Annotated in this window: 26 protein-coding genes; 15 read left to right on the top strand and 11 right to left on the bottom strand. The window is 37.4% G+C overall.

All coding sequences use genetic code 11. The features are described 5' to 3' along the window. Positions 1–5 precede the first annotated feature (5 nt). A complete protein-coding gene (locus FIT79_RS02830; protein WP_028817868.1) occupies positions 6–1,232 on the bottom strand; it encodes a pyridoxal phosphate-dependent aminotransferase in 1,227 nt (408 codons plus the stop codon). 106 nt (positions 1,233–1,338) lie between these two features. Here FIT79_RS02830 and FIT79_RS02825 point away from each other — a divergent pair, with 106 nt between their 5' ends. Then, entirely contained in the window at positions 1,339–1,707 is a 369-nt protein-coding gene (locus FIT79_RS02825; protein ID WP_139875546.1) for an Mth938-like domain-containing protein, read from the top strand. Here FIT79_RS02825 and fabB read toward each other — a convergent pair. Both fabB and fabA read right to left on the bottom strand, forming a co-directional pair. Next, entirely contained in the window at positions 1,704–2,936 is a 1,233-nt protein-coding gene (gene fabB / locus FIT79_RS02820; RefSeq protein WP_139875545.1) for a beta-ketoacyl-ACP synthase I, read from the bottom strand. The two genes, FIT79_RS02825 and fabB, sit on opposite strands and share 4 nt — an antisense overlap. Before the next feature lie 24 nt (positions 2,937–2,960). Continuing rightward, positions 2,961–3,476 (bottom strand): 3-hydroxyacyl-[acyl-carrier-protein] dehydratase FabA, encoded by a 516-nt coding sequence (gene fabA / locus FIT79_RS02815; protein WP_028817865.1) that lies wholly within the window; start codon positions 3,474–3,476, stop codon positions 2,961–2,963. Positions 3,477–3,636: 160 nt separating this feature from the next. Here fabA and FIT79_RS02810 point away from each other — a divergent pair, with 160 nt between their 5' ends. From FIT79_RS02810 to ygfZ, 7 genes are read left to right on the top strand one after another with little or no spacing between them, the layout of a single operon-like run. Then, positions 3,637–4,653, top strand: a complete 1,017-nt coding sequence (locus FIT79_RS02810; RefSeq protein ID WP_028817864.1) for an AAA family ATPase — start codon at positions 3,637–3,639, stop codon at positions 4,651–4,653. A gap of 5 nt (positions 4,654–4,658) precedes the next feature. Next, positions 4,659–5,519: a DUF58 domain-containing protein gene (locus FIT79_RS02805; RefSeq protein ID WP_139867467.1), complete on the top strand. Its 861-nt coding sequence runs from the start codon at positions 4,659–4,661 to the stop codon at positions 5,517–5,519. 4 nt (positions 5,520–5,523) lie between these two features. Further along, the gene (locus FIT79_RS02800; RefSeq protein ID WP_139875544.1) at positions 5,524–6,516 is read left to right on the top strand and encodes a hypothetical protein; all 993 of its coding nucleotides are present in this window, start codon (positions 5,524–5,526) and stop codon (positions 6,514–6,516) included. Continuing rightward, positions 6,513–7,490: a vWA domain-containing protein gene (locus FIT79_RS02795; protein ID WP_139871348.1), complete on the top strand. Its 978-nt coding sequence runs from the start codon at positions 6,513–6,515 to the stop codon at positions 7,488–7,490. Before FIT79_RS02800 ends, FIT79_RS02795 begins: the two co-directional genes overlap by 4 nt. Next, positions 7,481–8,035 carry a hypothetical protein gene (locus tag FIT79_RS02790; RefSeq protein WP_028817860.1) on the top strand — a complete coding sequence of 185 codons (555 nt, stop codon included), beginning with the start codon at positions 7,481–7,483 and terminating at the stop codon, positions 8,033–8,035. Before FIT79_RS02795 ends, FIT79_RS02790 begins: the two co-directional genes overlap by 10 nt. A 4-nt stretch (positions 8,036–8,039) precedes the next feature. Beyond that, positions 8,040–9,014 carry a vWA domain-containing protein gene (locus FIT79_RS02785; protein ID WP_139875543.1) on the top strand — a complete coding sequence of 325 codons (975 nt, stop codon included), beginning with the start codon at positions 8,040–8,042 and terminating at the stop codon, positions 9,012–9,014. Next, positions 8,992–9,912: a CAF17-like 4Fe-4S cluster assembly/insertion protein YgfZ gene (gene ygfZ, locus FIT79_RS02780; protein WP_139875542.1), complete on the top strand. Its 921-nt coding sequence runs from the start codon at positions 8,992–8,994 to the stop codon at positions 9,910–9,912. The genes FIT79_RS02785 and ygfZ overlap by 23 nt, the downstream gene beginning before the upstream one ends. Here the strand turns inward: ygfZ and ftsB are convergent. The 8 genes from ftsB to glyA form a co-directional block, all read right to left on the bottom strand. Next, positions 9,909–10,232 carry a cell division protein FtsB gene (gene ftsB / locus FIT79_RS02775; RefSeq protein ID WP_049814246.1) on the bottom strand — a complete coding sequence of 108 codons (324 nt, stop codon included), beginning with the start codon at positions 10,230–10,232 and terminating at the stop codon, positions 9,909–9,911. The two genes, ygfZ and ftsB, sit on opposite strands and share 4 nt — an antisense overlap. A gap of 6 nt (positions 10,233–10,238) precedes the next feature. Then, positions 10,239–11,525, bottom strand: a complete 1,287-nt coding sequence (gene eno / locus FIT79_RS02770; RefSeq protein ID WP_139871340.1) for a phosphopyruvate hydratase — start codon at positions 11,523–11,525, stop codon at positions 10,239–10,241. 28 nt (positions 11,526–11,553) lie between these two features. Next, a complete protein-coding gene (gene kdsA / locus FIT79_RS02765) occupies positions 11,554–12,390 on the bottom strand; it encodes a 3-deoxy-8-phosphooctulonate synthase (RefSeq protein WP_139867455.1) in 837 nt (278 codons plus the stop codon). Then, positions 12,387–14,030: a CTP synthase gene (locus FIT79_RS02760; RefSeq protein WP_139867453.1), complete on the bottom strand. Its 1,644-nt coding sequence runs from the start codon at positions 14,028–14,030 to the stop codon at positions 12,387–12,389. The genes kdsA and FIT79_RS02760 overlap by 4 nt, the downstream gene beginning before the upstream one ends. A gap of 355 nt (positions 14,031–14,385) precedes the next feature. Next, positions 14,386–15,183 carry a TatD family hydrolase gene (locus FIT79_RS02755; protein ID WP_139875541.1) on the bottom strand — a complete coding sequence of 266 codons (798 nt, stop codon included), beginning with the start codon at positions 15,181–15,183 and terminating at the stop codon, positions 14,386–14,388. Positions 15,184–15,192: 9 nt separating this feature from the next. Then, positions 15,193–16,248, bottom strand: coding sequence for a bifunctional diaminohydroxyphosphoribosylaminopyrimidine deaminase/5-amino-6-(5-phosphoribosylamino)uracil reductase RibD (gene ribD, locus FIT79_RS02750; protein ID WP_262982828.1), 1,056 nt, complete (start codon positions 16,246–16,248; stop codon positions 15,193–15,195). A gap of 27 nt (positions 16,249–16,275) precedes the next feature. Beyond that, the gene (nrdR, locus tag FIT79_RS02745) at positions 16,276–16,722 is read right to left on the bottom strand and encodes a transcriptional regulator NrdR (RefSeq protein ID WP_139870224.1); all 447 of its coding nucleotides are present in this window, start codon (positions 16,720–16,722) and stop codon (positions 16,276–16,278) included. Positions 16,723–16,743: 21 nt separating this feature from the next. Beyond that, positions 16,744–17,991: a serine hydroxymethyltransferase gene (gene glyA / locus FIT79_RS02740; protein ID WP_139875539.1), complete on the bottom strand. Its 1,248-nt coding sequence runs from the start codon at positions 17,989–17,991 to the stop codon at positions 16,744–16,746. A 158-nt stretch (positions 17,992–18,149) separates the two neighbouring features. Between glyA and iscX the strand changes: the two genes are divergently transcribed. The 7 genes from iscX to FIT79_RS02705 all read left to right on the top strand — a co-directional run bounded on the left by iscX (position 18,150) and on the right by FIT79_RS02705 (position 23,356). Continuing rightward, positions 18,150–18,344: a Fe-S cluster assembly protein IscX gene (gene iscX / locus FIT79_RS02735; RefSeq protein ID WP_028817852.1), complete on the top strand. Its 195-nt coding sequence runs from the start codon at positions 18,150–18,152 to the stop codon at positions 18,342–18,344. 3 nt (positions 18,345–18,347) lie between these two features. Continuing rightward, positions 18,348–19,724: a phosphomannomutase/phosphoglucomutase gene (locus FIT79_RS02730; protein WP_139875538.1), complete on the top strand. Its 1,377-nt coding sequence runs from the start codon at positions 18,348–18,350 to the stop codon at positions 19,722–19,724. A 69-nt stretch (positions 19,725–19,793) separates the two neighbouring features. Next, positions 19,794–20,678: a transporter gene (locus tag FIT79_RS02725; protein ID WP_139875537.1), complete on the top strand. Its 885-nt coding sequence runs from the start codon at positions 19,794–19,796 to the stop codon at positions 20,676–20,678. Positions 20,679–20,692: 14 nt separating this feature from the next. Next, on the top strand, positions 20,693–22,123 hold the full coding sequence (locus tag FIT79_RS02720; RefSeq protein WP_139875536.1) for a sensor histidine kinase: 1,431 nt from the start codon (positions 20,693–20,695) through the stop codon (positions 22,121–22,123). Further along, a complete protein-coding gene (locus tag FIT79_RS02715) occupies positions 22,116–22,703 on the top strand; it encodes a response regulator transcription factor (RefSeq protein WP_139875535.1) in 588 nt (195 codons plus the stop codon). The genes FIT79_RS02720 and FIT79_RS02715 overlap by 8 nt, the downstream gene beginning before the upstream one ends. A 68-nt stretch (positions 22,704–22,771) precedes the next feature. Further along, positions 22,772–23,017, top strand: coding sequence for a helix-turn-helix domain-containing protein (locus FIT79_RS02710; RefSeq protein ID WP_139874430.1), 246 nt, complete (start codon positions 22,772–22,774; stop codon positions 23,015–23,017). Then, complete coding sequence (locus FIT79_RS02705) at positions 23,018–23,356, top strand: helix-turn-helix transcriptional regulator (protein ID WP_139875534.1); 339 nt, start codon at positions 23,018–23,020, stop codon at positions 23,354–23,356. The last annotated feature ends 13 nt before the right edge of the window (positions 23,357–23,369 follow it).

Below are 23,369 nucleotides of genomic sequence, written 5' to 3'. Positions count from 1 at the left end.
ACTTTCTAGTTCGCAGTATTTTTTTTAAAGTTTTCAAGATAATTTGCAATACGCTTAATTGACTCTTTAAGATCATCTTCATTGGGTAAGAATACAATTCTTATATGATCGGGATCTTTCCAGTTAAATCCTGTGCCTTGAACTAATAAAACTTTTTTATCAATTAATAATTTTAAAATAAATTCTTGATCATCTTTTATTGGATATATCTTTGGGTCTAATTTAGGAAATAGATACATCGCAGCTTCTGGCTTAACACAAGTTACACCAGGTATAGACACAAGCATGTCGTATGCAAGTTCTCTTTGCTTAAAAAGTCGTCCTGAAGGTGCTACGAGATCATCAATACTTTGATATCCACCCAAAGCGGTTTGAATGGCAAGCTGTCCAGGTACGTTCGCACATAAACGCATGGAAGCTAACATATTAAGGCCTTCAATATAATCCCCAGATTCTTTTTTGTTTCCAGACACGACCAACCATCCTGCACGATAACCACATGCGCGATAGTTTTTTGATAAGCCATTCAATGTCACAAAAAGAAGATCGTCTGCAAGGGATGCGATCGAAATATGTTTCTTTTTGTCATAAACCACTTTGTCGTAAATCTCATCTGCAAAAACAACAAGCTTATGTTTCCTTGCAATCTGAATAATGCCCTCTAAAATTTCTTTTGGATAAAGCGCGCCTGTTGGATTGTTAGGATTAATAACTAAGATCGCTTTTGTTTTGCTTGTAATTTTACTTTCGATATCTTTAAGATCAGGATACCAATTAGAAGCTTCATCACATAAATAATGTCTAGGTTTTCCGCCTGCCAACGTCACAGCTGCAGTCCATAGTGGGTAATCTGGCATGGGGATTAATACTTCATCATCGTTGTCTAACAATGCCTGCATCGACATCACGATAAGCTCTGAAACGCCATTACCAATAATCACATCATCAACATCCACATTTGGAATGTTTTTTTCCTGCGTGTAATGCATGATAGATTTTCTAGGCTCAAAAAGCCCCTTGCTATCTGTATAGCCGGATGCTTTACCCATATTACGAATAACGTCTTGCACAATCTCTTCAGGCGCCTCAAATCCAAAAGCTGCTGGATTACCAATATTAAGCTTGATAATGCGATGACCCTCTTCTTCCATTTTTTTAGCGTGCGCTAAAACAGGTCCGCGAATGTCATAACAGACGTTATTTAATTTCGTTGATTTTTTAAGCTGAGCCAATTTAATTACCTATATTTGAATATATGATATCTTACCTTGTGAACGCGCATTCCGCCAACAAATGAGAGGGTTTTGATTTAATTTATTTCTTTAAAAACACGATGTTATGAAATTTCACTTAATTCAATCTGACAATAAAAATCTCATTACGGGGTACGATTTAAACTGGGTGGAAGTTAACCAAGTGCGTCATCAATCAAGTCTTATTGTGACCCCTGATCAACTGCTTCTTGAATGGTCGGTCAAAACCATTAAAGATATGAACGAGAATAGTTTTGAAGCTATCAAATCTTTAGATATTGAAATTATTTTATTGGGTACTGGCAATACTCAAGAACATCTTGAGCCCAGACTCTTGGAATATTTTTCAAAGAAAAATATAGCTATTGAATCTATGAGCAATCAATCCGCATGTAGAACCTACAATATTTTGGCAAACGAAGAGCGTAAAGTATTACTTGCGCTTATGCTTTAAAGATTTTTTGTTGAAAATACAAGACACGCATTTGTACCGCCGAAACCGAAGCTATTTGAAATAGCCGTTTTCACTTCAATATTATCAATACGCTTTGTCACAATAGGAAGGCCATTCGCTAGAGGATCTAATTCTTCGATATTCACTGATGGCGCAATAAATTTATTTTCCATCATGATAAGACTATAGATCGCTTCATTGACACCGGCTGCACCTAATGCGTGGCCAGATAAAGATTTCGTCGACGCAATATGTGGCATAGGGCCATATTTATTATTCCCAAATACAGCACGAATCGCTTCAAGTTCTTTGACATCACCCACAGGGGTGCTTGTACCATGTGTATTCATGTAATCGACATGGTCGATCCCTTGGAGTGCAAGCGTCATACATCGTTCAGCACCCTCGCCGCTTGGTGCCACCATATCATAACCATCAGATGTCGCACCGTAACCTACGACTTCTGCATAAATTTTTGCATTGCGCGCTTTTGCATGCTCATATTCTTCTAGGACTAAAATACCGCCGCCGCCTGAGATTACAAAACCATCACGATTCACATCATAAGTACGCGAGGCTTTTTCTGGAGTTTCATTGTATTTACTTGAAAGAGCTCCCATACCATCGAACATGAAAGAAAGTGTCCAGTGCTCTTCTTCAGCGCCACCTGCAAAAATAATATCTTGCTTACCCAGTTGAATTTGTTCAACACCTGCACCAATACAATGAGCACTGGTTGAACATGCAGAAGTAATCGCATAGTTCACACCTTTAATTTTGGCACCCGTTGCAAGACATGCTGAAACGCCACTCGCCATCGCTTTAGTCACCATATAAGGGCCTACACGTCGAATACCTTTTTCTCGAATAGTATCTATGCCGTCTAGAATACTTTCATGAGAAGCGCCGCCTGCGCCCACAATCAAACCGGTACGTATATTTGAAACCATAGTTTCGGACAAGGCTGAATCTGCTATGGCTTCTTGCATAGCAAGCCAAGCATAAGCGTGACCTTTCGCCATAAAGCGGAATAATTTACGATCGATTAATTCTTCAAGATTAAGATTTTTGATGGAGCCTGCAACATGTGAGCGTAATCCCATGGCAGCATAATCTGGCTGAAATGTAATGCCAGAACGAGCATGATATAAGCTATCTTGAACTTCTTTTTTATTATTACCTAGGCTAGATACAATCCCTAATCCAGTAACAACAACACGACGGGTCATGCGTCGCCTCCCATTAAATAACGATCAAAAATTGTCAGTACGCGTAAATAAACCGACACGCAAATCTTTAGCATGGTAAATCTCTCGGCCATCGACTGACATTTTAGCATCAGCAATACCCATAATGAGTTTACGCATAATTACTCTTTTTAAATCAATAACATAGGTAATTTTTTTAGCTGTAGGTAATACTTGGCCTGTAAACTTAATTTCGCCGCCGCCTAGTGCACGGCCCCGACCTAAGCCACCTTTCCATCCCAGATAAAAACCAACTAACTGCCACATTGCATCGAGTCCAAGGCAGCCTGGCATCACTGGATCACCCTCAAAATGACAACCAAAAAACCAAAGGTCTTTATTGACATCTAGTTCAGCAATAATCTGTCCATTGCCATATTCGCCGCCCTCATCCGTAATGGCAACGATACGATCGAACATAAGCATAGGAGGTAAAGGAAGTTGAGCATTCCCTGGCCCAAACATCTCCCCTCGACCACAAGACAAAAGCTCTTCTTTTGTATAGCTATTTTTTTTAGACATTGAATTTATAAGCAGTTGATAATAAAAATTGTGGAAAATATTCTTTGATAATTCAACTATTTTATCGTGTTTTTATCTATTTACCCTGATAAATTATTACGCTACTATGAAAGTCATAGTAAAACACTCAACTAACAATTTCATCTATTAGGGATTCCATATGAGCGACCAAAATCTGGCCGACTGGAGAAAGCTTGCAGTCAAACTTGAAACAGAAATTAATAAAGTCATTGTGGGACAAGAGAGTCCTGTAAGGCTTATTACCACTTCAATTTTTGCACGTGGTCACGTTCTGCTAGAAGGTGATGTGGGTGTTGGAAAAACAACATTACTTAAAGCTTTCACGCGCGCCATTGGTGGCGGCTATCAACGTATTGAAGGTACGATTGATCTTATGCCAAACGATCTTATTTATCATACCTATCTTGGTGAAGATGGTAAGCCCCATGTAAGCCCCGGCCCTATTTTGATGTCAGGTAGTGATTTGTCTATTTTCTTCTTTAATGAAATTAACCGAGCAAGGCCACAAGTGCATTCATTGCTCTTAAGAATCATGGCAGAGAAAACATTGTCTGCATTTAATAAAGAACACTACTTCCCACATATGGTGGTATTCGCCGATCGAAACCAAGTAGAACGGGAAGAAACATTCGAGATTCCCTCTGCAGCACGAGACCGCTTTATGATGGAAATACCTATTCTTATTCCAAAAGCAGATGAGATGATGAAAGACCTCGTCTTTGAAACTAAATTTCATAATGCAGATAAGCTCATTGAGGAAGTGAAACCTAATTTGATTAAATTCAATAAGCTCAATGAACTTTCAGAAACGATTCAAGAAAATATTAAAGCGACTGAAGCATTAAAAAATTATGCATTGCGCTTATGGAAAGCTACAAAAAATCCAGGCGACTATGGCATCAAGCTGTCCGATATTGATATGAACCGATTGATCGTATCAGGCGCGAGCCCCCGCGGCATGAGTATGATGATGAAAGCTGCGCGTGTAAATGCATGGCTTAATGATCGCACATCTGTGACCCCTGCAGATATCCATGCCGTATTCCACGAAACCATTGCACATCGACTCGTATTTAATCCTGTTTATGAAATGCGAAGAACTGTGATTGCTCGCGATTTAACGAATGGCATTCTAAACGCTATCAACGCACCTTAAAGAACATGACACAAGCCACTCCATTATTTGATTACCACATCGGGTGGAAATCTAAAGGCAAACATCCTGGTCGCCATAAAAGCAACCAGAGAGGTATGGGTATTGAGTTTGCGGGTCACACAACACTCCTGTCTTATCCTGATCCAAGGCGCATTGATATTCGTCAATCGATTCGAGATCCTTTAGGTGAGATTCACGTCAAAATATTCAATCAGCGAAGTGCAACACCCGTCATGATTGTGTGTGACTTATCTGCCAGTATGAATTTTGGTGGAAAAAATAAAAAAATTAATCTTGCAGCCGAAGTTGCTCAATCGATTGCACATTCAGTGATTGATCGTCACGATGCGCTAGGGCTTGTAGGTTTTGATGATGAAATTAGAGAGGATTGGTTGGCGCCTATTTCATTTAGATCGCAACATGCCATGACGCTCATTAACGAACTTAAAAAATTTACATCCACAAACAAATCAAACCGAGCCATCAAAGATCTTTACCAATACATGCCGCGCGAGCGCGCACTTATTTTCTTCATTTCAGACTTTCATATACCAGAAGTTGAATTAGAAAATTGTTTATCGAATCTTATGAGGCATCACGTGGTTCCTATTGTGCTGTGGGACAAAAAAGAATATATCAACCTACCTAATTTTGGCATTGTGACTATTACCGATCCTGAGAGCGGCAAAAAAGACACGCTTTTCTTAAGAAAAGAATTAAAAGAAAAAATTGTAGATTCGTTTGAAAAAAGACGTGCGGCGATTACAAAAGCTTTTATGAATTTTGATATCCCACCTTTTTTTGTAGATGAGCATTTCGATGCAAATAAAATGACTGAATACTTTAATCAATTTGTGGGCGCCTAAGGTTATGAAATATTTTATTTCCTTCTGGATGCTTTTACTGTCAACCTCAAGTTTTGCGCTAGATGCTCAAGAATGGCCTGATATTAAAGAGGGTATCGTATCTATCAAAATCAAAGAGCCTTTACAGCAAGTGGGTTATACGATTGGTGATAAATCTTCAAGACATATTGAAATCACTATTAAAAAGCCTTATGTGCTTATCAAAGAGTCTCTCCCCATTCCTGGCTATGAAAGAAAATACAAGGGACAAGATTTGGGCATTGTTTTAGATACTATGGAGCATGTGTTAAAAGAAGGTAAAACATCAACGACATTAACGCTTGATCTCACGTACCAAATCTTTACCAATAACGTGGTCGCTAAGCCAGGATTTTTACCCGCTGAATATATTCGAGTCTTAAATCCTAATAGCCCTGAAAAGAAAGTATTTAAATATAGAATCCCTGAACGTCGAATCGCAATTTCCCCACTTTCTATATTTGGTAATGTCAAAATTGAGGAAGATATGAGCCCTCTCCGAGGTGTCATTTTAATAGACGAAGCAGGGCCCATTAAAACCTTAAAAATTTCTGGCATCATTGCACTTCTCTCATTAATCGGCCTCCTTTATATTTATAGTCAATATGCTTGGCTGCCTAATGCGCGCGGTGTATTTGCAAGAACGCATCGCACCATTAGTAAACTCAAAGCCACGCCTGCTTCTGTTGAAAAAGCGATGACAGATATGCATCGCGCTTTCGATCTTGTGACAGGAAAAACACTATTTAAAGACACACTATCTCTTCTTTACGCAAAAAATAATTCTTTCGAAAATATCGACTCGGAACTTCGAGAGTTTTTTAAGCTTTCAACACTTGTATTTTTTAATGCTTCATCAAAAAAACAGGACAACGAAGCAATACTCAAATGGCTGAAGAATTTCTCGAAGCATTGTCGAGATTGTGAAAGAAAACTGATCGTCGATAAAAGTTCTCTTGTGGTAGGTATTGCTAAATGACACTTTCATTTCCATGGGTGTTATGGTTTTTACCTTTAGCATTTATTCCGCTTATTTTTAAAGAGACTTCTCTTCAATATTATTCATGGAACGAAATGATTCCAAAAGACCGTCTCTCAAGCATCATTGCAATCATTTTAAAATTTATTGCCACACTCATTCTAATTACAATTATCGTAGGATTGAGCGGTCCCCACTCCCAACAAAGAGAAATTGAAAAAACAGGGATAGGCGCTCAAATTGGTTTGGTATTAGACCGAAGTGCCAGTATGGATGATCCCTTTGCAGGGAACGACCAATCAAAAGTAGGCGAAATGAAATCTGCAGCGGCGGCAAGATTGATTACAGATTTTGTAAACTCAAGAAAAAACGACATGATGGGTATGGTTTCTTTTAGTAACTCTGCGATGTATGTTTTACCATTAACGGACAATAAAAATGCAATCATTGCAGCGGTCAGAGCCACGGCTGGAAACGCATTATTTCAAACCAATATAGGAAGTGGACTGACAACAGGCGCAGAATTATTTAACAAGGTACCTGACTCAGGCTCAAGAGCTGTGATCTTACTTTCAGATGGTGCTGGACGTATTGATGCTGCGACTCAAGAAAAAATTAAAGATTGGTTTGGCCGACTTAAAATTAGTCTTTATTGGATTGTATTAAGACAGCCTGGTGGTATCAGTATTTTTAATACATCATTCAAAGCAAGAGATGATGAGGCGCTACCGCCTCAAATCGAATTAAATGAATTCTTTAAGTCACTTAACTCACCCTTCCAGGCTTATGAAGCTGAAGATCCTAAAACACTACAAAAAGCGATCGAAGATATTAATCAAAAAGAAAAAAAACCGATTAAATATTTCGAAAAAATTCCTGGGCAAGATTATTCAACACATTGCTTTGTCACGGCTGCACTTTTAATGATTGCTTTACTTACACTTAAACTGATAGAGGTAAGATCATGGCTTTAATCACAAAAAATATTTTTAGCACCAAAAAACTTACTTGGCTTTTTGTTGCACTTCTTATCACCTCTCTCGGTATATTTATTAAACAATTTATCGAGCTAAAAAATATTCAAGTATTTAATCAAAACATTTCAGAAGGTAAGTCGCCTCGTATGTTCATCAATAGTTTTGAGGCTCGCTATGCAACAGCTTACTGGCTCACGACTAAAGAAAGATATAAGGAAGCAGGTATTCTTTTTTCAAATCTTTTGCCTGTGGCTACTCAGTCACAGAAAGCAGACATTCATTACAATGTCGGCAATATTTTCTTTAAACGTGCATTAGCGATCAATGGAACAGATATGACCGTAAAGAATGAAACTGAGTATTTATTTAGACAAGCAAAAGCAGCTTATATGCTCTCAATTAAAATAGATAACCATGCGTGGGATGTGAAACATAACCTCGATCGTGTCCTGATGATATTACCTGCCAACCCAACACCAGGTATTGGCGACTCGGATTCACCTGGACTGATTCTGGGGAATATTCCCGTAGGCTTACCTTAAATTTATGAAAGAGTGGCTTAACAAAATAAAATCGAGATCCAATCTCGATTCGGACACCCTCTCACTAATTGTAGCTATCGGATTTATGGCGCTCGCCATCATCAATCCATCCATACCGCTTAAACATAATATTTATAACTACATGTTTGTGGCTGATATTTCTCAAAGCATGAACACAGTAGATATGTCCATCATGAATAAGCCCGTATCAAGACTCCAGTATATGAAGCATAGTCTTCATGAAATTATGTCTGAACTTCCCTGTGGCACAAAAGTAAGTATTGGAATGTTCGTGGGTGTAAGTGTGGCAGCTTCTTATACACCTATTGAAGTCTGTGAAAATTTTGATGCCATTGAAGATACAATCGATCATCTAGATTGGCGGTCAGGTTGGTCTGGTAATTCTCGCGTGAGAGAGTCCTTTTTTACGCTCGCACGCCTAATTAGAAGTTTCCCTGAAAACTCGCAAGTGGTTTATTTTACGGATGGCGAAGAAGCACCAAAGCTTCACGCATTCAATACAAAAGACCTAGCTCAATTTCAAGGGGGCAGTGACTGGGTGATTGTAGGGATTGGAAGCCTGAAGGGAGCCCCTATTCCAAAACTCGATGGAAAAAATCAATTGATTGGCTATTGGTCTAACGAAAGCTTTGCCTTGCAACCAGGTATAGCACAAATCTCAGAAGCAAATATTGGTACACGAGATGATAATGTCGCAGGCGGTGAAAGTGATCGTTATATGTCTAAATTAGATGAGGCTTACCTCAAAGATATTACAAAACAAATTAATGGTATTTATGTAAGAGGAGATTCAGTCCTTAATATTTTAAGTGCGATGAAAAAACAAAAACCTGCATGGCAAGATAAAGCAGATTTTCACCTTAAGTGGTTTTTTGCTTCACTCGCAGGCATCATTTTTAGTCTTCGATTTATTTCGATAAAAAAAATAATTCAACATGTCATTAAATTTAGAAAATAAATTTATTCTTCTTAACACCTCTTCAATGATTAAAGTTGAGGGTGACGATCGGGTCCCATTCCTGCAAGGTCAGCTCACACAAGACATCAAACTCATCTCACATGATAAAGCTTTGTTTGCTGGCTTTTGCAATCCTAAAGGAAGAGTCCTGGCCTTTATGTTGTGTTTCGAGGAGCATGACTCAATTCATATACAGATAGATAGCTCGATTGCAGAACCTATTCTTCGTCGACTTAAAATGTACGTTCTGCGCTCAAAAGTTTCTTTGAATTTACTAGACAATCAATTTACATGCGTAGGTTTTGTAGGATCTAAACCTCTCCTTAATCAAGGTATTAAACTTCCGGAAAATTATTTAGATATTGTGAGATCACATGACGTCATGATTATGCGTGTAGGAAAAAATACTGAACGTTATCAATTAATGGGCGACACTACCAAAGTCAATACATTTATGAAACTCAACTTACCTGAATATACGTCTATGAGCATTGAATCTTGGGACAATTTAAATATTTTTGATGGCATTCCTAATATTTACCCAACCACACAAGAAGCTTTCATCCCGCAGTCTATAAATATGGATCTTATTGATGGTATTAATTTTAAAAAGGGTTGTTACACAGGGCAAGAAATCGTTGCGAGAACTCACTATTTAGGTAAAGTTAAAAGACGAATGTTCCGAGCCTTTATCGAATCAGAAGATGATCTGACGCCTGGTGAGCAAATCATCAATGAAAAAAAAGAAGTCATAGGTCAGCTAGTAAGGTCAGCGAAAGAAATTGAACTTAGAACTAACATGCTGATTGAATTAAGAGTAGATCAAGCGCATGAAGCGCTCTATATCAAAAACCATGTAATAGAAATTATGTCTGAAGATAAAAAAATATTTGATTAGTTCTTAGCTTTTGTATTACTTGGAACTTCAGTGTCTTTTTTATCTTTTTCGTGATTTGTGACCTGGAAAAATATTTCATCTTGCTTAATCATACCGAGTTCATTGCGAGCTCTTTCTTCAATAGCTGAAAAACCTTGCTTTAGATCACTTACTTCAGCATTAAGCACATTGTTTCTTATCTGATTATCAGTATTTGTATTCTTTTGAATTTCGATTTGCTGATTTAAACTCCAAACGCGAAACCAACTACCTTTGCCAAACCATAATGGATATTGCATTAAAGCTACTAACACAACAAAAATAATGGTTAAAGATTTCATGTCAAATTATTTACTCAATTGATAAAAACAAGCAAGGCCTGCGTAAGATGTAGCGCTACCAAGCTCCTCTTCAATGCGAAGCAATTGATTGTATTTTGCAATACGTTCAGATCTTGAAAGCGAGCCCGTCTTAATTTGCAATGCATTCGTAGCAACCGCTAAATCAGCAATGGTTGTATCTTCAGTTTCACCAGAACGATGGGAAATGACTGCGGTATAACCTGCTTTTTTTGCCATCGCAATAGTCTCAAATGTTTCAGTGAGCGTGCCAATTTGATTTACCTTAATTAAAACAGAGTTGGCTACTTTACGCTTAATGCCCTCATCTAAAATTTTTGGATTGGTTACAAAAAGATCGTCACCTACAAGCTGAATATGTTTGCCTAATCTTTGTGTCAATACATGCCATCCATCCCAATCAAACTCACTCATACCATCTTCAATACTGATGATTGGATATTTGTCACACCATGTAGCTAGATAGTCAGTAAATTGCTCGCCTGATAAAGATAAGTTTTCAGAAGCAAGATGATATTTACCATCTTTATAAAATTCAGTACTTGCACAATCAAGTCCAAGATAGACATCACGACCTGGCTCATATCCTGCTTGAGATATTGCTTCCATAATCATCTGGATAGCAGACTCATTAGATGGAAGATTCGGTGCGAAACCACCTTCATCACCCACGGTGGTTGAAAATCCTTTTTTACTTAGTGTTTTTTTAAGCGATTGAAAAACTTCTGCGCCACAGCGCATTGCTTCTCTAAATGTGGGTCTTCCAGCTGGAATAATCATAAACTCTTGCATATCGACATTGTTGTCTGCATGTGCACCACCATTAATCACATTCATCATAGGTGTAGGTAATTGCATGGGGCTTGAGCCACCAAGATAACGGTAAAGAGGTACATTAGAATTTTTGGCTGCGGCTACAGCAGATGCCATTGAAACCGCAAGAATGGCGTTGGCACCTAATCGGCCTTTGTTATCAGTTCCATCTAGTTCAATCATGGTTTGATCAATCAATGTTTGATCGTCCACATCAAGACCTATTACAGCTTTCGCAATTTCTGTGTTGACATGCTTTACTGCATTTAACACACCTTTGCCAAAATAACGTTTCGCATCACCGTCTCGAAGCTCAATCGCTTCTTTGCTTCCTGTGGAGGCACCTGACGGAACCATCGCTCTTCCCATCACGCCAGAATCTAAAAAAACATCAGCTTCAATAGTTGGGTTACCTCTCGAATCAATAATTTCTCGAGCAACGATTTGTTTCACAAAACTCATTCTTATTCCTTCATCTGCAGTTAATTATTTATGACATTTCAATGAAGCCTGCTTTTTTAACTGACCTATCAATTTCAGCTAACACTTCAAGTAGCGCTTTCATTTTTTTAAGTGGCCACGCATTGGGGCCATCAGATAATGCTTCTTTTGGATTTGGATGTGTTTCCATAAAAATACCTGCGATACCACTCGCCACAGCAGCTCTTGCCAAGACAGGCACAAATTCACTTTGCCCCCCGCTTTTATCTCCTTGCCCTCCAGGTTGCTGCACTGAATGTGTTGCATCAAAAACGACTGGGCAATTTGTTTCTCGCATAATAGATAAACTTCTCATATCTGAGACAAGCGTGTTGTAACCAAAAGATGCGCCTCGCTCACACACCATAATATTATCTAGGCCGCCATTAGCCTCTTTGGCTTTGGTAACCACTTGTTTCATATCGCCAGGGGCTAAAAATTGGCCTTTCTTTATATTTACAGGCTTACCTGAAGTTGCAACAGCATTAATAAAATCCGTTTGTCGGCATAAAAAGGCGGGTGTTTGGAGAACATCCACAACGCTTGCAACTTGCTCAACTTGAAATTGATCATGCACATCTGTTAAAACGGGTACACCAATTTGTTTTTTTACTTCAGATAAAATTCTTAATCCTTCATCAATACCAAAACCTCTAAAGGTTTTATTAGAACTTCGATTAGCTTTATCAAAAGAGGATTTAAAAATAAATGGAATATTGAGCGCTGTAGTAATTTCTTTTAATTGCCCTGCTACATCTAAAGTCATTGCTTCAGACTCTATAACACATGGGCCTGCAATTAAGAAAAGTGGGTGATTTAATCCAACATCAAAGTTGCATAGTTTCATGATGCACTTCCTTTAGATTGTTTATATTTAAGCGCTGCTTGAATGTACGCTTTGAATAATGGATGACCTGTTCTTGGATTAGAAGTAAACTCTGGATGGAACTGACAGCCAATAAACCAAGGATGCTGATCTTGCGGTAATTCTATAATTTCACAGAGCTGTTCAAAAGGCGTTCTGGCAGAAATTATTAGTCCTGCTTTAATCAATTGATCTACATAATGATTATTTACTTCGTAACGATGGCGATGGCGTTCGTTTACTTCAGCTCCATAAATTTTATGCGCTAAAGTTCCAGATTCAATTGGACACTTCTGTGCGCCTAGTCTCATGGTGCCACCTAAGTCTGAAGAATCATCTCTTTTTTCAATCGCACCTTCAGATGATTTCCATTCCGTAATTAATCCAATAACTTGATGTTCAGCATCCTGATCAAATTCAGAGCTGTTTGCATTTTTAAGCATGGCTTTATGTCTTGCAAATTCAACTACAGCGAGTTGCATACCTAAACAAATACCTAAATATGGAATCTTATTTTCTCGTGCGAATTGAATTGCTTTAATTTTGCCTTCAGTACCTCGCTTACCAAAACCACCAGGCACTAAAATAGCATCCATATTTGCTAATGGCTTGGTACCACTTTTTTCAATTTCTTCTGAATCAAGATAATGAATTTTAATTTTTGATGATGTATGGATACCAGCGTGTATTAATGCTTCTGTGAGAGACTTGTAAGATTCAGTGAGGTCTACATATTTACCCACGAATGCGATATCAATATTATGTTTGGTGTGTTTAAGTGCATCGGTAATTTTTTCCCAACTCGATAGGTCTGCAGGTTTTGCCAGAATATTTAATTTGTGACAAACGATTTCATCAATCATTTGCTGATGCAATAAACTTGGTATTTTATAAATGGAATCTGAATCAACTGCTGAGATGACTGCTTCAGGTGCAACATTTGTAAATAACGCTATTTTTTTTCTTTCCTCATCAGGGATAGCGCGATCAGCTCTACAAATTAAAATATCTGGTTGAATACCAATCTCTCTTAACTCTTTAACAGAATGTTGAGTTGGCTTTGTTTTTAATTCACCTGCTGTTGAAATGAAAGGAAGAAGAGTCAGATGGATGTAACATGCATTTTCACGACCCTCTTCAAATCCAATTTGTCGAATAGCCTCTAGAAAAGGAAGTGACTCAATGTCGCCTACTGTCCCTCCGACTTCAACAATAGCCACATCGGCACCATTAGCGCCATTTTTAATGTGTAATTTTATTTCATCTGTAATATGCGGGATGACCTGAACGGTCTTGCCTAAATATTCACCACGTCGCTCTTTGCGAATCACGCTGTCGTATATTTGACCTGTCGTAAAATTATTTTTCTTACCCATACGCGCTGAGATAAAGCGCTCGTAATGGCCAAGATCAAGATCAGTTTCTGCACCATCATCTGTAACGAAGACTTCGCCATGCTGGAATGGACTCATCGTGCCAGGGTCGACGTTTATATAAGGGTCGAGTTTGAGCATCGTTACTTTGATGCCTCGTGACTCTAAGATTGCACCGAGACTAGCGGCTGCGATACCTTTCCCCAAGGAAGAAACGACACCGCCAGTAACAAACACGTATTTGGTCATGGAAAGGCTTTTAAATAATTGCTGACGGGAGTCTATTTTACTTTAAAGCTATGTGTCTCACAATTGAAGTTTGAGGTTTCTCAAATAGGGAAAGGGATTTCAACGTTTTTTATCTAAATCAACAAGAAAATAGGCTTTCTTTAAGTGGATAAAATAGAGCGCTGTCAACCCGTTTTACTAAAAAAACATCTCCACAAAATCTGTGGATAACTTTGTGGATAAAGATGACATAAATTTATAACTCTTGAATTTATAAGCGTTTTTTTGGATCGCTTATTTTTTAAGCTAAATAAAAGTTATTTAAAATCAATGACTTAACTTATGTACCTAATTCCATTAGAGTTTTTGTTCACACTTAATGTAAATTCTCAGCAGATGTGCATAACTGCACTATTTTGGGGAGTGCATCGAGCGTATTTTGATGTGACGTTTCAATCACGGAAGTTAAATTCATACCTCGTAATTCGGCAAAAAAAGTTGCGATCTGATGTAATTCTCCAGGAGTATTTCTTCCTTGATGTCCTAACCATGATGGCGGAATATCAGGCGCGTCTGTCTCTAGCACAATAGACTCTATAGGTAATGATTTAGCTAGCGCTTGAATATGTGTCGCCCTGGCATAAGTCATTGCACCACCAAAGCCTAATTTAAATCCCATCTCAATAAAAGCTTCAGCTTGTTGCATGCTGCCATTAAAGGCATGAGCGATACCACCTTTGACTGGGTAGCGTCTTAAATTTTTAAGCACATCATCAATCGCTTGTCTGACATGCATAATGACCGGCAAATCAAAAACACTTGCTAATTTTAATTGAGCTACAAAAATTTCTTCTTGAATGGTTTTATTATCTTTAGTCTCAAAGAAATCTAAACCAATCTCACCTACAGCGACCGGCTCGTATGTTTTTAAATAAGTTTTCAGCGTATCCATATCACAATCCTTCATGTCATGAATATACATAGGATGAAAACCTAAAGCGTAAAAGCAATTGGGAAATTTTTTTCTAAGCTCGATGACATCATCAAAACTTTTTCGGTTAACTGCGGGAATAATAATTTTTTCAACGCCATGATGAAGCGCGTTTTTAATAATTGCATCTTGCTCATCACTAAACTCTAATGCATCTAAATGACAGTGGCTATCGATGAGCATGGTGAATGGTTACTTTAGTTTAAATCGCATTCTTAGATCTTGACCAACCCAGCGATGATCTAAAAGTGTTGTGGTAATTTTATTTTCTAAATTTTCAAAGGCTGGCAGTGTAAACATACCCTTAGCTTCTGAACCTAAAATCACAGGCGCATAATAAATCATAAGCTCATCAATTAAATTAGCTTTAAGGAATGCGCCATTAAGACCTTCTCCCGCTTCAATCCATACTTCATTCACCTCTCTTTTTGCGAGCTCTTTTAGAAGTGATGCTAAATCAACTTTGCCGCTATCGTCTAATTGAATGCATTCGATACCCAAGGCTTTTAATTGTGGTAACTTTTTTTGCTTATCATTTGCATAAGCAATAAGTAATGGTTTTTCAAGAAGTATGTCTGACTCTAATGGAATTTTTAATTCTGAATCCACAACTACACGTAAAGGTTGCCGCGCATGTTCATAAAGTCTGACAGAGAGTTTTGGATTGTCATGCAATACAGTGCCAATACCTGTAATAATTGCGCAGGAAGAAGCGCGCCAGTATTGAACATCAGCCCTGGCTGCATCGCCTGTAATCCACTGGCTCTTGCCGTTATGAAGTGCAGTCTTGCCATCTATTGATACTGCAAGCTTCGCCCTTACATAAGGCAATTGCTTTGTCATGCGAGAAATAAAACCTATATTTAATAATTGCGCTTGGGCTTCCATCACGCCTAGCTCAACTTCAATATGAGCGTCTTTTAATTTTTGAATACCTCGGCCGGAAACTATGGGATTCGGATCTTGCATCGCAATGAATACTTTTTTAACCTTAGCTTCAATTAATGCATCTACACAGGGTGGTGTTTTGCCAGTATGCGAACAAGGTTCTAATGTGACATATACATCACTGCCTTCTGATTGGCTGCCTGCTTCTTTTAACGCAATCACTTCAGCATGAGACTCACCAGCTTTTTCGTGAAAGCCACGACCTACAATTGCACCATCTTGAACAATGACACAACCAACTCTTGGATTGGGGGATGTTGTGAATAAAGCTTTTTCTGCAAGCCTCAAAGCTTCACTCATGAAAAATTGAGGTGATTGTGAGTTCATTTAATCAAGATCGCGGATAACATCATGGAAATCTTCGACATCAGAAAAACTTCTATAGACAGATGCGAATCGGATATAAGCCACCTTATCCATTTTTTTTAATTCATGCATGACGTTTTCGCCTAGCTCTCTAGCGGTGATCTCTTTCTCGCCATAAGCTAAAACTTTTTGAATGATACGCTCAATGGCTTGCTCTATATATTCAACAGGCACCGGGCGTTTATGAAGCGCACGGCTAAATGATTGGTGGAGTTTGTCTCGACTAAAGTCTTCGCGTTTACCATTTTGCTTCACAACTTGAGGAAGTGTGAGCTCGACTGATTCGTAAGTTGTAAAACGTTTATCACATTCTGAACAACGACGTCGACGTCGAATGGAATTGCCTTCATCGTTTACTCTTGAGTCAACGACTTGGGTATCAGCAGTTCCGCAGAATGGGCATCTCACTTGGGATATGAAAATCTATATTTAAGACCCATAGACTGGGAATTGAGCCGTTAAAGCAACTACTTTGGCTTTGGTCTCATTAATAACTTTTTCGTCGTTAGGATGATCGAGAATGTCTGCAATCATTTGCGCGACCATGTCAGCTTCTTTTTCTTTGAAACCACGCGTTGTGATTGCAGGAGATCCGATACGAATTCCTGAAGTCACAAAAGGACTTTCTGGATCATTAGGAATTGAATTTTTATTGACCGTGATATGTACTTGTCCCAAAAGAACATCTGCTGCTTTTCCGGTTAAACCTTTAGGTCTTAAATCAACTAAAAAGACATGTGACTCAGTGCGGCCAGAAATAATACGCACACCACGTTTACTTAATGACTCAGCCATCGTTTGTGCATTTTTAATCACTTGTGTTTGATACACTTTAAATTCTGGTTTTAAAGCCTCTAGGAAAGCTACTGCCTTAGCTGCAATAACATGCATCAAAGGTCCACCCTGAATACCAGGGAACACAAAACTATTAATGCTTTTTTCAAATTCAGCTTTCGCCAAGATAATACCGCCACGAGGGCCTCTTAAAGTTTTATGTGTGGTGGATGTTACAAAATCTGCGAAAGGCACTGGACTAGGATAAACGCCTGCAGCAATAAGTCCTGAGTAGTGCGCCATATCTACCATAAAATAAGCACCCACTTTTTTTGCAATCTGCGACATGCGCTCCCAATCAAAACGTAAGGCATAAGCTGAAGCGCCGCCAATAAGGAGTTTAGGCTTTGATTCAATCGCAAGCTTTTCCATTTCATCGTAATCAATCTCCTCTTTTGCATTGAGACCATAAGGTACGACTTTAAAAAGTTTGCCTGATAAGTTTGCAGGTGAACCGTGAGTTAAATGCCCACCATGCCCTAAATTCATACCCATGATCGTATCGCCGGGTTTCAGTATTGAAAAGTAAACAGCTTGATTAGCTTGGCTACCTGAATGAGGCTGCACATTCACATATTCAGCACCATATAATTTTTTAAGGCGATCGATCGCGATTTGTTCGACATTGTCTACAAATTCACAGCCGCCATAAAAACGCTTACCAATATATCCTTCTGCGTATTTATTTGTGAGCTGAGAACCTTGAGCTTCCATCACGGCAGGGCTTGTATAGTTTTCAGAAGCAATGAGCTCAATGTGGTCTTCTTGTCGTTTTACTTCTTGAGTGACTTGAAGTGCAATTTCCGGGTCCACCATACTTAATTTTTGAGCTTTGCTAAACATGTCTATATTTCCGCTATGTATTTAAAATGATTAGAGATTTTTATCTCAGAAAATCGATATTTTATCATGGGTCTGACCTATCTTTCTTAATGAAGTTCTATCTTAGATAAAATCTAAAAGTTATAATCCTTTCAACTATATTGAAGAGGAAGGTTTCTATGCATTGGACTGATAGTCAAAGGATTGCTGAGGCTTTATACGACAAACATCCTGATATAGACCCTAAGACAATTCGATTTACTGACTTATACCAGTGGATCTTAGACCTTGAAGGCTTTCAGGATGACCCTAATAAATGCGGGGAAAAAATTCTAGAAGCCATTCAGCTCGCATGGATTGAAGAGTCCGAATAAATCATGGCATTACTTCCGAAAGAGATTTTTAAAGCCTACGATATCCGGGGCATTGTAGGCAAAACCCTAACACCTGAATTTGTAGAAATCATAGGTCGCGCGATTGGTAGTGAAGCAATTGATCGAAAGCAAACAGAGATTTGCGTTGGTTTTGATGGAAGACTTTCAGGCCCAGAATTATCGAACGCACTTATAAAAGGCATACTTAAATCAGGTATTCACGTCATTAATCTCGGCATGGTCACCACGCCCATGGTTTATTTTTCTACCTTCTTTCTTAAAACCCAATCAGGCGTCATGGTGACAGGAAGTCATAATCCGCCTGACTACAATGGCTTGAAGATGGTTTTAGGTAGCGACACGCTATCCACAGAGGCCATACAAAAACTCTACGCCCGTATAGAAAAAGAAAGTTTTTATGAAGGCCAGGGCATTGAAAAAAAATATGATATTGCGAATGATTATATTGAAGCGATCAAAAATCATATCCATTTGAAACGCCCCATGAAAATAGTCATAGATTGTGGCAATGGTGTCGCAGGTGCATACGCTCGAAAAATTTATGAAAGTATTGGATGTTCTGTTGAAGAATTGTTCTGTGATGTGGATGGCACATTTCCCAATCACCACCCCGACCCATCTGAACCTCACAACCTAAATGATGTCATAGCACACCTTAAGAAAAGTGATGCTGAATTAGGCTTTGCATTTGATGGTGATGCGGATCGCTTAGGTGTTGTGACAAAAGATGGTCAAATCATTTATCCCGATCGACAACTTTTATTATTCGCAGAGGATGTATTAAGTCGCAATCCAAATGCGACGATTATTTTTGATGTGAAATCAACACGTAATTTATTTCAGTGGATCAAAGATAAAGGTGGCAAGCCTTTGATGTGGAAAACAGGTCACTCCCTTATTAAAGCTAAAATGAAAGAAGAGAATGCCGCACTTGCAGGCGAAATGAGTGGACACACTTTCTTTAAAGAACGTTGGTATGGATTTGATGACGGTATTTATGCAGGCGTTCGACTTCTTGAAATATTAAGTCGCTTTGATAATCCATCTGAAATTTTAAATAATTTACCAAATAGCATTAGCACACCAGAACTTCAAATTAAAATGAACGAAGGTGAACCTCACGCTTTAATTAAAAAATTACAAACGGAAGCACAATTCGATAATGCACTCGAAATTATTAAAGTCGATGGATTAAGAGTTGAGTATGAAGATGGGTTTGGTCTAATGCGCGCATCAAATACAACACCCGTCATTGTTTTAAGATTTGAAGCTGAAAATAAAATTGCACTTGAAAGAATTCAAGGCTCTTTTAGAGATGTTTTAACCTTGGCAACTCCAAGTTCAGTTTTACCTTTTTAAAATCGAGACGAACAATATCCTACGATCGCAGGATAATCAATCAACTGTCTATTCAGTTAAAGTGACTTAATGTTAATTAACTATCTGAATAAATTCAAACTTTTATATGTCATCACACTCGTGATGATGAGTAACATCACTTTTGCGATCGACCTTCAGCCAGGAGAAATTAAAGCACCTTCTGGAAGATTCAATGCAGCACAAATATCTTATTTGTACGTTGAAAAAGGAGACAAATATACTCACGGAACTAAAACGTCAAACAGCAGCAATATTAATCAAAACGCTATGCTTTTTAGACTTGGACATGCCTTCGAAATCAATCAAATACCAGCATATATCTACGCCCAATCATCATACAATCATATGGAAAATAAAAATTTACAAAGCAATATCCCGAACACAGATTCTAACGGTATTGGTGATACGACGATTGCATTTGCTTTATGGCCTTATGCAAACCGAGAGAAAGATGAATATTTTGGTATGGCCGGATATATATCATTACCTACTGGCGATTATGATAAGAACCGAGCTATTAATAGCGGATTAAATATATATCAGACAGCACTTCAAGCTGGTTATCAAACAAAGCTGTCTAAGAATACAAATTGGATGACCGCTTTAGATACTATTTTAAGTAGTAATAACAATCAATACTTAGGAAATAATAAATTAGAAAAAGATCTAATTTATAATTTCCAAACAGGATTCCAATACGTATTCAATCCAATTTATTCTGTGTCAGCTAGTTATTTTTATACCATCGGCGGAGAAAGTACTGTTAATGGCCAGGATATGGGCGACATAAATAAAATACACCGCTATCAATTAACAGGGCAAGCTAATTATGCGTTTGGTCGTTTAACAGTGCAATATGGATCTGAATTAGCAAATGAAAATAGTTATATAGAAGATCATCGGCTAGTCACCAGATACTCGTTTAGATTTTAAAGAAAGCTACTTAATTGAATCTCATTATTCCAATTATTTTTATTACGATTGCAATCATTCAGCTTGGAATCTTTGTAAATTCAATTTCTCTTATCAAAATCTACCCCGAAGAAAAAGCTATACGATATTGGGCAGCGTCACTCTTATCAGGTTCAATTGGAATTACTTGTATCGCTTTGGGTGCTTCGATGTTACAGAGCCTTGCGAAAGGTAGTTTATTTTTAACGTTTTCCAATATTATTTTCTTTGCTTCTACGATATGGCTTATTTTATACTCTAAAAGTCTCAAATATAAAATTTCAAATAAAGATATAAAGCTCCACTCATTCATAGTTATTGCATATGGCATCGGATTTGAAGTCGTTCGACAAAATGGTAATTTTATAGATAGGCAACTTTTTGCCGCCAGCTGTTCTTTCTTGGCTTACTTAGTATTACTTGTAGAAATAAAAAAACAACAATTATATAAAAATTCAAAATACTTAAAAATATTTTCCGTAACGACATTTATTGAATTTATTTTACTTCTCATTCGAATACTAATACTCTTAAATAATGACTATGGATTTATAGACAGTCTGAATGAGATACCCCTTGCCCCCCTTGCTATGCTATGGCTAATGCTCATAATTAATATATGGTCATATATAGCAATTAATGGCTATTGGACAGAAAAAATTGCTTCAGCAAGCACTGCAAATTTAATTGAAAATACAAAAATAAAAATATTGCTAAGTGAAAAATATAAATTAATTAATTCTTTAATGACAGCAAATAAAACAGCAGTGTCTGGCGCTCTTTCCGCTTCAATAGCTCACGAACTAAATCAACCACTTGGTGCTATGAAAACAAATAGTCAACATTTAAATCTCTTGATTAAGGGTGAAAAAGAAAAAATACTTATCAAAAATATTATTAAGGACAATGATAGGGCAGCGAAAATTATTACAACTTTGAAATCCATGTTTTTAAATAATAAGTCTATTTATCGATCTGAGATATTTGATACTTTTGTTCAATCTTTGGAGCCTATATTTAAAGAATCGATAAAAGAAAAAAATATAAGAATTAAATTTCTATTAAATTCATCTGCAAAGGTAAATATGAATACAGATGAATTAAGGCAGGTATTTTCTAATCTCATACAAAATTCAATTGATGCCTTATCTTTGACATCAAAAAAAAATAAAGTGATTAAAATTAAAACTTTCACTAAAAATAATAAATTATTCTGCTTGGTTACTGACAATGGTCCGGGTATATCAAGAAAAATGCAGGGCAAAATATTTAAACTTTATGAAAGCTCAAAAATTTCGCATTCTGGTATAGGTTTATGGTTATCAAAATATATAATTACTAGACATAAGGGAAGCCTGAGCATCAATAAAGCATACTTAAGTGGTGCGGAATTCTTAATTGAGCTTCCGATATCAAACAATGCCTAGTAAATCAGATAAAAAAATTACTATTCATCTAATAGAAGATGATGTTTCGCAGCGGGATAGTATTGAATCTTTATTAGCTTTCAAAGGTTTTATTACAAAATCTTACAGTACGGCTAATGATTTTTTACAAACCCTACCCTTTGAAAGACCGGCAATCGTGATTGCTGATATTCAACTTCCTGATATAAGCGGCGTTGATTTGCATCGTATGCTTATGGAAAAAAATATCAACCCCCCAATAATTTTTATTAGTGGCGAAGCAAGTATTCAAGAAAGTATTGATGCCATGAAACAAGGGGCTATTGAATTCCTGGTTAAACCATTCGAAATTGACACATTAATAGCAGCAGTTAATAACGCTATTAAAATCGAATTAAAAGAAATCAATCTAAATTTTCTACTCAAAAATTTATCTCCGAGAGAGTTTGAAGTCTACAATTTACTACTTCAGGGATTAAACAACCAAGAGCTTATCGATAAGCTCCATTTATCATTGCCTACCGTTAAGCAATACAAGTCTGAAGTGATGAGAAAATTGAAGGTAAATTCACTTTCTAAGTTGATCGAATTAGCTAGGTAGTCTGCCCCCCCCCAACATCATCCTTTTGAAGGATATTCATGGAACGAATATAACTTTATTATCTTTCCATGGAAAAAGATTTATATAACTTTAGCTTATTGAAACAAAAAAGAATTGAGCGAGGTATGTCAACTTTAGACATTGCTCATGAGTTATGTTTAGCTGAAAGACAAATTATATCTATTGAGGAAAATAAACCTCATCACTTTCCATCCCCAACACTTAAATTAGTATGTGTTAAAAAATATGCTAAAGCACTTGATCTAAAAATTTCAGATGTAATTCTCCACACTGACCATATGTCTCTCAGCTAAATGACTCAAGTAAACACTCACAAAGCTGTAGAGCTAGCTACGCAATATATTAATTCTAGACTTTCTAATAAAATAACTATGGCTGATTTAAAGACATTTACAGGGTATTCGGAAAGGTCGCTTCAGCTTTTATTTCAAAAATATTTTTCGAAAACGCCTTTTGAATATATTGAAGAACAAAGACTAATGCTTGCGTACGAATTAATTAAAAGCCATAAAAAAACTAGAAAAACTACAGATGTTGCTTTAGACGTTGGATATAAGCATTTGGGGAGATTCTCAGTGAATTTCAAGGCAAGATTTGGAATTCATCCGTCTGTTTTAGCTAAGACCTCATAAAAAAACTAGCCCT

Source organism: Candidatus Methylopumilus universalis (assembly GCF_006365315.1).
Lineage (GTDB): Bacteria > Pseudomonadota > Gammaproteobacteria > Burkholderiales > Methylophilaceae > Methylopumilus > Methylopumilus universalis.
This window is presented reverse-complemented; position numbering and strand designations above follow the sequence as displayed.

Bases quoted from the DNA above. Each gene is read 5' to 3' on its own strand.
- FIT79_RS02710 (WP_139874430.1), top strand. From the start codon at position 22,772: ATGGAAAAAGATTTATATAACTTTAGCTTATTGAAACAAAAAAGAATT.
- FIT79_RS02790 (WP_028817860.1), top strand. From the start codon at position 7,481: ATGGCTTTAATCACAAAAAATATTTTTAGCACCAAAAAACTTACTTGG.
- fabA (WP_028817865.1), bottom strand. From the start codon at position 3,476: ATGTCTAAAAAAAATAGCTATACAAAAGAAGAGCTTTTGTCTTGTGGT.
- FIT79_RS02825 (WP_139875546.1), top strand. From the start codon at position 1,339: ATGAAATTTCACTTAATTCAATCTGACAATAAAAATCTCATTACGGGG.
- eno (WP_139871340.1), bottom strand. From the start codon at position 11,525: ATGAGTTTTGTGAAACAAATCGTTGCTCGAGAAATTATTGATTCGAGA.
- glyA (WP_139875539.1), bottom strand. From the start codon at position 17,991: ATGTTTAGCAAAGCTCAAAAATTAAGTATGGTGGACCCGGAAATTGCA.
- FIT79_RS02755 (WP_139875541.1), bottom strand. From the start codon at position 15,183: ATGCTCATCGATAGCCACTGTCATTTAGATGCATTAGAGTTTAGTGAT.
- kdsA (WP_139867455.1), bottom strand. From the start codon at position 12,390: ATGAAACTATGCAACTTTGATGTTGGATTAAATCACCCACTTTTCTTA.
- FIT79_RS02725 (WP_139875537.1), top strand. From the start codon at position 19,794: ATGTTAATTAACTATCTGAATAAATTCAAACTTTTATATGTCATCACA.
- ftsB (WP_049814246.1), bottom strand. From the start codon at position 10,232: ATGAAATCTTTAACCATTATTTTTGTTGTGTTAGTAGCTTTAATGCAA.
- FIT79_RS02705 (WP_139875534.1), top strand. From the start codon at position 23,018: ATGACTCAAGTAAACACTCACAAAGCTGTAGAGCTAGCTACGCAATAT.
- FIT79_RS02715 (WP_139875535.1), top strand. From the start codon at position 22,116: ATGCCTAGTAAATCAGATAAAAAAATTACTATTCATCTAATAGAAGAT.
- iscX (WP_028817852.1), top strand. From the start codon at position 18,150: ATGCATTGGACTGATAGTCAAAGGATTGCTGAGGCTTTATACGACAAA.
- ygfZ (WP_139875542.1), top strand. From the start codon at position 8,992: ATGTCATTAAATTTAGAAAATAAATTTATTCTTCTTAACACCTCTTCA.
- FIT79_RS02730 (WP_139875538.1), top strand. From the start codon at position 18,348: ATGGCATTACTTCCGAAAGAGATTTTTAAAGCCTACGATATCCGGGGC.
- FIT79_RS02800 (WP_139875544.1), top strand. From the start codon at position 5,524: ATGAAATATTTTATTTCCTTCTGGATGCTTTTACTGTCAACCTCAAGT.
- FIT79_RS02805 (WP_139867467.1), top strand. From the start codon at position 4,659: ATGACACAAGCCACTCCATTATTTGATTACCACATCGGGTGGAAATCT.
- FIT79_RS02795 (WP_139871348.1), top strand. From the start codon at position 6,513: ATGACACTTTCATTTCCATGGGTGTTATGGTTTTTACCTTTAGCATTT.
- ribD (WP_262982828.1), bottom strand. From the start codon at position 16,248: ATGAGTGAAGCTTTGAGGCTTGCAGAAAAAGCTTTATTCACAACATCC.
- FIT79_RS02760 (WP_139867453.1), bottom strand. From the start codon at position 14,030: ATGACCAAATACGTGTTTGTTACTGGCGGTGTCGTTTCTTCCTTGGGG.
- FIT79_RS02810 (WP_028817864.1), top strand. From the start codon at position 3,637: ATGAGCGACCAAAATCTGGCCGACTGGAGAAAGCTTGCAGTCAAACTT.
- fabB (WP_139875545.1), bottom strand. From the start codon at position 2,936: ATGACCCGTCGTGTTGTTGTTACTGGATTAGGGATTGTATCTAGCCTA.
- FIT79_RS02785 (WP_139875543.1), top strand. From the start codon at position 8,040: ATGAAAGAGTGGCTTAACAAAATAAAATCGAGATCCAATCTCGATTCG.